This is a genomic window from Planktothrix sp. FACHB-1355 (assembly GCF_014748295.1).
GTDB classification, from domain to species: domain Bacteria; phylum Cyanobacteriota; class Cyanobacteriia; order Cyanobacteriales; family Aerosakkonemataceae; genus Aerosakkonema; species Aerosakkonema funiforme_A.
Genome location: NZ_JACJUP010000300.1, coordinates 1 through 6,276, shown reverse-complemented (window position 1 = coordinate 6,276; position 6,276 = coordinate 1). Strand labels below are relative to the sequence as shown.

At 42.2% G+C, this 6,276-nt stretch carries 5 protein-coding genes and 1 pseudogene; 2 read left to right on the top strand and 4 right to left on the bottom strand.

The genetic code is table 11. The features are described 5' to 3' along the window. On the bottom strand, positions 1-1,151 hold a 1,151-nt coding region (cas10d, locus tag H6S82_RS14340; RefSeq protein ID WP_191056342.1), incomplete at its 3' end, for a type I-D CRISPR-associated protein Cas10d/Csc3. 4 nt (positions 1,152-1,155) lie between these two features. Next, the gene (gene cas3 / locus H6S82_RS14335; protein ID WP_190471367.1) at positions 1,156-3,285 is read right to left on the bottom strand and encodes a type I-D CRISPR-associated helicase Cas3'; all 2,130 of its coding nucleotides are present in this window, start codon (positions 3,283-3,285) and stop codon (positions 1,156-1,158) included. Between the two features lie 91 nt (positions 3,286-3,376). Here cas3 and H6S82_RS14330 point away from each other — a divergent pair, with 91 nt between their 5' ends. Together H6S82_RS14330 and H6S82_RS14325 are read left to right on the top strand one after the other, a co-directional pair. Further along, the gene (locus tag H6S82_RS14330) at positions 3,377-4,237 is read left to right on the top strand and encodes a WYL domain-containing protein (RefSeq protein ID WP_190471370.1); all 861 of its coding nucleotides are present in this window, start codon (positions 3,377-3,379) and stop codon (positions 4,235-4,237) included. 157 nt (positions 4,238-4,394) lie between these two features. After that, positions 4,395-4,670, top strand: a pseudogene (locus H6S82_RS14325) (Uma2 family endonuclease); the annotation flags it as partial. 99 nt (positions 4,671-4,769) lie between these two features. On the opposite strand, the gene H6S82_RS14320 reads toward H6S82_RS14325, so the two are convergent. Further along, complete coding sequence (locus H6S82_RS14320; RefSeq protein ID WP_190471376.1) at positions 4,770-5,390, bottom strand: hypothetical protein; 621 nt, start codon at positions 5,388-5,390, stop codon at positions 4,770-4,772. 163 nt (positions 5,391-5,553) lie between these two features. Beyond that, positions 5,554-6,012 carry a hypothetical protein gene (locus H6S82_RS14315; protein ID WP_190471378.1) on the bottom strand — a complete coding sequence of 153 codons (459 nt, stop codon included), beginning with the start codon at positions 6,010-6,012 and terminating at the stop codon, positions 5,554-5,556. Positions 6,013-6,276: the final 264 nt, after the last annotated feature.

Below are 6,276 nucleotides of genomic sequence, written 5' to 3'. Positions count from 1 at the left end.
GGAATTTCTAACTTTTCAATTCGCTTTCCTGTAGCCGGACTTTTCGCATTCGCCACTTTCGCTTTCACGACATCGGGTAATTGCCGAATCAGTTCCGCCGGACTAAAAAGTTCCAACGTTTGAGGCGCAACTTTTAACCCTTTTCCATCTCGCACAAATCCCACATCGCCAGTGCTGAAATACGCCGCCAATCCTTTTTGATTGTGAGATTCATCGCCTTTAATCAGGCTATCCCAAACAGCAGTTTCAATTTCATCCAAACTTGGCGTAACTGAATTTGGCGGCGCTAAATAAACAGCACCATTGGCAAAATAAAGAATCGGTTGCCAATCAATTTTACTAACAAAATTGACGACAGCATTGTGAATTTGATTGGTGAGTAAACCGCGACAATCTCGCAGGCGATGGTAAACGAGTTTTTTGTTAATTTCTAACGATTCTAGACGTTCTTGCAAGCGATCGCCACCAGTTTGAATTGCCACATCCGCCGGATCGTTGCAATGCACTGCAATATCGCCAAATGCCAGCAGGTGACGCAAGGGTAAATCTAAACGGCGATCGTCATCAATTTTAACTTCAAAATCTCCGATTTCCCAATTAGAAATAACGGTATTGCTGCCGACTTTAAATTGGGTATTCTGCGCTAAATAGGCAATCTCTAACAAATACTCGCGCCACTCCTGCCAAAAAGCATCAAAATTCAGTTTCTCTCCCCAAGTTTCGCAAACTTGTAAAATTTGCGGTATTTCCGATGCTTTTGGCGGTGCAGTTTCTTCTTTTTGACCTTGCACGGCTTTATTATAGTCGTGCAAAGTGATTCCCAAACACAGCAGGCGTTTTTCTACTTCTGATAGTTGCAAATCTTCTGGCAAATATTGGCTGAGATTCCAAGCAGTTAGCAAAGCATTTAAAACGTGAACTAACAAGCTTTGATCCGCTTTATTTGACCAGCGTTGTGCTTTTTCATCGGCACGAAAATTGCCTTGTTGCACTAATTTTTGATAATGACCTTGGTAGGAACCGCCTAAAGCTGTAATTAAGGCAAATTCTCGTTCCATTGCAGGTAGAACAGTCTCGATATACGATCGCAAAATTGGATCGGTATCTTCCGGCAAAGTTTCAATCAGTAAAGTTTGCAGTAAAGTTGTCATGGTTTTAATAGATATAAGGTTTTGCAGTTTCGCAAGGTTTGAGTCGCCATTTCATTGCTTCCAACAACAAAGCATCTTGATTAAATGCAGTCGCATAAGTGACACCATCAGCATCGGTAAGTCGATACAATCCAAATGTGGGATTGAGATGTAATTTGCGACTGACATCCCAATGGCTATAAGCTTGACTGCGGTTGACAGATACGATAAAAGCCAGTAATTTTCGTTTGCGAAGACATTTTTTTACTTCACTTTGCGGATGTCCGACAATGCTAAGTTTATCTAATTGAATTAAACTGCATTGTTTCAGTTCTTCGGTGGTGCGATCGCACTCCAATTGAATGTCAAATCTTTCATCTGTCCATTCCTTAATTTTCAAGTAAACTTGAATGTATTTATCGGGAAATTCTGTCGCTGGATGGTTAAATTTTGTAGCGGCGGCTAAAAAGCGATCGCGATCGATAATTTCCACTTCCGCATAAGGTAAAAGCCGCAACAAATCGTAAGTATAAAATCGCGACTCATCCCAAACTGCTGCTTGCAAATCCGAACCGCCACGAAAGCGCAATAATTCTTCCTGTACTGCTTTACCAGTTGCATCATTTTTCAATGCAAACCAATGACCGCGTTTTTTATCCAATTGTTCGCCATAAACTTGTCGCAAATCATCAGTCATTTTTGCTTGAATTTGTCGCATGACATCGGCATTTTCACCTGTCATTTTCAGTAACATTCCCTGCGCTTGCAATGCACCCCAATAAGCGCGATATCGTTCAAACTCTGCGGGAGGATCGAAAGCATCTTCTATCATCTCCCGAAAATCATTTCTATTAACTGTTTTAACCTCTGCCAATTTCTCATTTAATCTTGCCATAATCCAAGGCGTGCGACCTGAAAGTAACACAAATGCTTTGTAAGCTGAAAAACCTGGATGACGACCCAAACGACCCAATCTTTGAATAAAAGTAGCCGAATCACTCGCCTCGAAAATTAACAAATGAATTCTAAAATCTACTCCCACATCTACCGCCGATGTACCGATAACTAAAACCGATTGTTCGGCATTTTGTAACTCTGTTTGAGTAACAGTTCTTTCTTGGCGATCGATCCGTCCGCTAATCTCTCGCACTTTCACTTTATCTTCAGGAAAAATAGCTTGTAATTCTCGCACGGCGCGGCTAACTTGCGCCACCGAATTGAGAATAATTAACCCTCGTCCTCTCCCTTCCGCTTCCAGAATTTGTCTAATTGTTTCTGCTTGTTCTTTCAACCAACTTAGCGAATCGGAATCTCGGTCTAACTGCACGAATTCTAATTCTACCGATTGCAAAATTTGGCGATATCCCGGTGTAGATTCAGATTCATAACTTCCCTTCACTTCTGCTACTTTAAAACCTGCTTCTTGGAGTTTTTTAATAAAACTGGGTTTAGGGGTAGCAGAAGTAAACAAAACTTTCATCGGACGCTTGCGCGGTCGGTTGTAACGAATTAACAGCAAACTATTTAAAATTGCCGCTTCCTGATGCACGCCAAAAATATGAAATTCATCAGCTACATATAGGTCGAGATTTCTGGCAAAAAGTAATGGCAACAAAGCGCGATCGTAAGCCGGATTATAATAACGAAAATGAGTAACTAAATGAAAAATATCCGGGTTAGTGAGAATCACAGATTTCCGTTCAATTACTTTCGATAATTCCTTAAATTTATTGCCTTTTTCTGCTGCTTCCACTCGCCGCGCTAATTCCGCACCGTAAAGACTATCGACGCGCTTACTTGCATCCAAATTGAAATATGTGCAATAGTTGGCAACTTGCTTTTCTTGATCCGTTACTAATTCAATCGTCGGATAAAGTGCGATCGTGCGAAACCTCAAATCGATTAAACTTGACAATTGCGCCGCCAGCGATTTCCCATCTCCCGTCGCCGACGTATTGAAAATAATCTCTGCATCACCGTACAGCACTTGGGCGCAAGTTTCAACCTGGTGTAAGGACAAAATACAGGGTGCATCCCGATTTTCCCCAAACTTCGGTGCTTTCTCCTTAACTTTGCACTGACCCCGACATCCCAAAGCACAATGCTCGGAATCGGTATTTTGCTTAGAAAATAAGGGAAGTAAGGTAATTTTCATGCTTTTACCTCCAACAGCCACAGGTCACTTATATTTGTTAATAGAGCGAGTATGACACAAACTCATCTATAGTGCAAGTACATTTATCAAAATGCCTCGCAAAAAAGAAACGATTACACTGTCTATACCACCCGGAACCAAAGAGCAGCTAGAAGATATCGCCGCTCAATTCAAGATTTTATGGGGCGATCGACCGAGTATTTCCGGCTTATTAGTTGCGATCGCCCAAGCCGAACTCGAACTAGGGCAGCGATTTACACTTACACCCGTACAGGTGCAAGCCCTAGAACAAGCAATTAAACTGCTGATCGATTCGGGATACGTTACCGAGGCGCAAACCTTAATGGCTTTACTACTAGAACGCGGAAATCTCGATTCCCCCCTGCGCCAGTCCTTTCTACAACAAATCAGTCAGTCCCTCCCCGCTTGGCGAGTGTTGCTCGATCGCCAAATTGCCAGTCGCCAACCCTTCCGCCTCCTCTATCGCGACGCACAGCAGCGAGATTGGGTGTTTACCGTGCGTTACGCCGAAATCTTGCTCAGAGAAAAACGACTGTACCTAGAAACCTGGAATGAAGAAACCGAAGGCAATCGCGATTTACCAGAACTCGCGCACAACCGTTCTCTCAGACTCGATCGCATTAAAGACCTCAACATCCTCCCCAGCGACGGTGTATGGCGAGAAAATCTGGATTTTGTCAAAGTGTACTTACACTTTAAGGGCGAACTGGCCAATAGCTACGAATCGAAACGCGGGGACATCAGCGACGAACGAGACGGCAACATCCGCAAGGTAGTGCGTCAGGTGTCAAGCACCTTTTGGCTAAATCGGGAGATATTAGCTTATCGCGCTGGCTGCGAAATTGTTGGGCCAGAGAATGTGCGCGATCGTTTCAAGCGAGAGGCGCAAGCAATTTGCCAAGTATACGATTCGCCAACTGATAGCACGTAAGCGCCAGTATTATATTTGGTCGGTAGGAACAGTGCTTCAGCCATAAGTGGTTTGTTTTTATTGCTGTTCCTATTCTACGATCGATATGGAAAGGGGGTTTTCCAAAAAATATCTGGAAAAACCTCTCCCCCCGTCCTTCTCCTGCGAGGAGAGGGGTGTAGTTGAAGTAGTTTCAACCAATTGGAGTGATGATTATGCTTTGAAGCTGGAAGAATACGAAGCTTTAGGTATTTCTGAATATTGGATTGTAGATTATTTGGGATTAGGAGGAAGACGCTTCATCGGTAATCCTAAACGACCTACGCTTTCTATTTACCAACTTGTTGAAGGAGAGTATCAAGTCCGCCAGTTTCGAGAAAACGAACGAATTGAATCGCTTACTTTCCCAGAGTTAAATTTGACTGCATCGCAGATTTTTCGAGCAGGTCAATGAGCGAATTTATACAGGTTTTAAAAGAAGAAAATAGAGGTGCGATCGCTTTTAGTAAAATTGGGGAGTAAGAGCGCGAGCGTCATCAATTAGTTTGCTATATTATGCTGCTATCAATTCATCTAACTGTAAAATACACTGTTGAAAAATGTAGTTTACAGCCGCAAAAAGCTTGTCTAATTCTTGAATACTGTAAAACGATCGATTTCTGGTAAATTGATTTCTTTCAAGTTTACCAAATTGCCATAATTGACCATTAGAAACAATTCCAAACACAATAAATGGTGGTTCTCCATTCAGTCGTTGTGCTGCTACCATTTCAGCTAGGCATTGTCCCCATCCTTCCTCGAACTTATCCTGCTTCGCCTCAACCAAAAGCAGATAGGGTTTATCAAAAACAACCTTACCTAAAGGAGAACGTTTAGCTAAAATATATTCAGGAAACCCTGAGAGATTTTCATCATAAGTTAAAGATTGATGACTCCACAAAGTTAACTGTTGGAAATAGGACTTCCAAACTTCTTTAAGAACTGGGTAAATTAAGTTTTCACAAATCGCATATTCCGAGTTACTAACAACTCCTTCTTGCATCACGAATTGTAAGTCTGTACGGAAATATTCTGGGATATTAAATGCGGTTTCGATGATAAAATCGGCTTCGATGTACGTAATTTGAAATTCTTTGAGGACTGCACCGATACTCTTGTAACTGCTAAAAGACATATTGACCTCTCGAATTAAGTCTGGCTCTAGTTTAGCAAGTTTATCAGAGTGCGATCGCCGTTTCTGTTTTCCCTGACCCCGTAGGTGCGCTCTCCAAAAATTCTTGTGGGGTAGGCATCCTGCCTTCGAGATTCTTTTGAAGGAGATGCCTATTAGTTCCCACTTATTTTATTTTTGGTTTGTTCAATTCCGAGCATTTAGCTTCTGCTTGTTCGTAAGCTTCTTGATATTCCTTACCGCCTAACATTACATCGCCGTAATACTCGTAAGGCATAGAACCATAAACAGGCAAAGGCTCATCTTCTGGATAATCTTCCTTGGCTTCTTCTAATGCTGCTTGCAATTGCTTAACGGTTAGTTTTTGCGCGGGAAAGTAGTACAATTCTTCCGGCTTTTTGTGGAGATATGGCAGAGTAGGATCGACAATAGAATTATCCAGTTCGATCCAGCTATGCTCAATGGGTTTGTACGGCTTGCCAGAAAAAACTAAAAAACCTTGAACGTAGAGCGATCCTGGCGTTGCCAATGCTGCATGATAAGCATTGTCAAAGCTGTTTACTTCATTGCTTTCAATGCGTTTAGCAATTTCCACTGAGAGAGTCGCATCCAATAATTTGCTCATACCTGTTGCATTAATCGCCGCACTCCTACCATGCTAACTCAAGATGCGATCGTCTGCCCATCGCCGACCTCCCAGAACGCTCCTGCACATCAGGATACCGAGATTTTGGGTGCGATCGCACAACCCCATACCTGAGCGCTACCCCATTAGTAAGAATGAAATCACCCTTTTGGATCGACCGTTTTGGTGATGTTTTTCACGATTGTTTAAGATAGTTTATATTTGTAGGTATAACCTGAAAGGATTTTAAGTTATGAATGAAAA

Coding starts and splice junctions, on each gene's coding strand:
- cas3 (WP_190471367.1), bottom strand. CDS start 3,285: ATGAAAATTACCTTACTTCCCTTATTTTCTAAGCAAAATACCGATTCC.
- H6S82_RS14320 (WP_190471376.1), bottom strand. CDS start 5,390: ATGTCTTTTAGCAGTTACAAGAGTATCGGTGCAGTCCTCAAAGAATTT.
- H6S82_RS14315 (WP_190471378.1), bottom strand. CDS start 6,012: ATGAGCAAATTATTGGATGCGACTCTCTCAGTGGAAATTGCTAAACGC.
- H6S82_RS14330 (WP_190471370.1), top strand. CDS start 3,377: ATGCCTCGCAAAAAAGAAACGATTACACTGTCTATACCACCCGGAACC.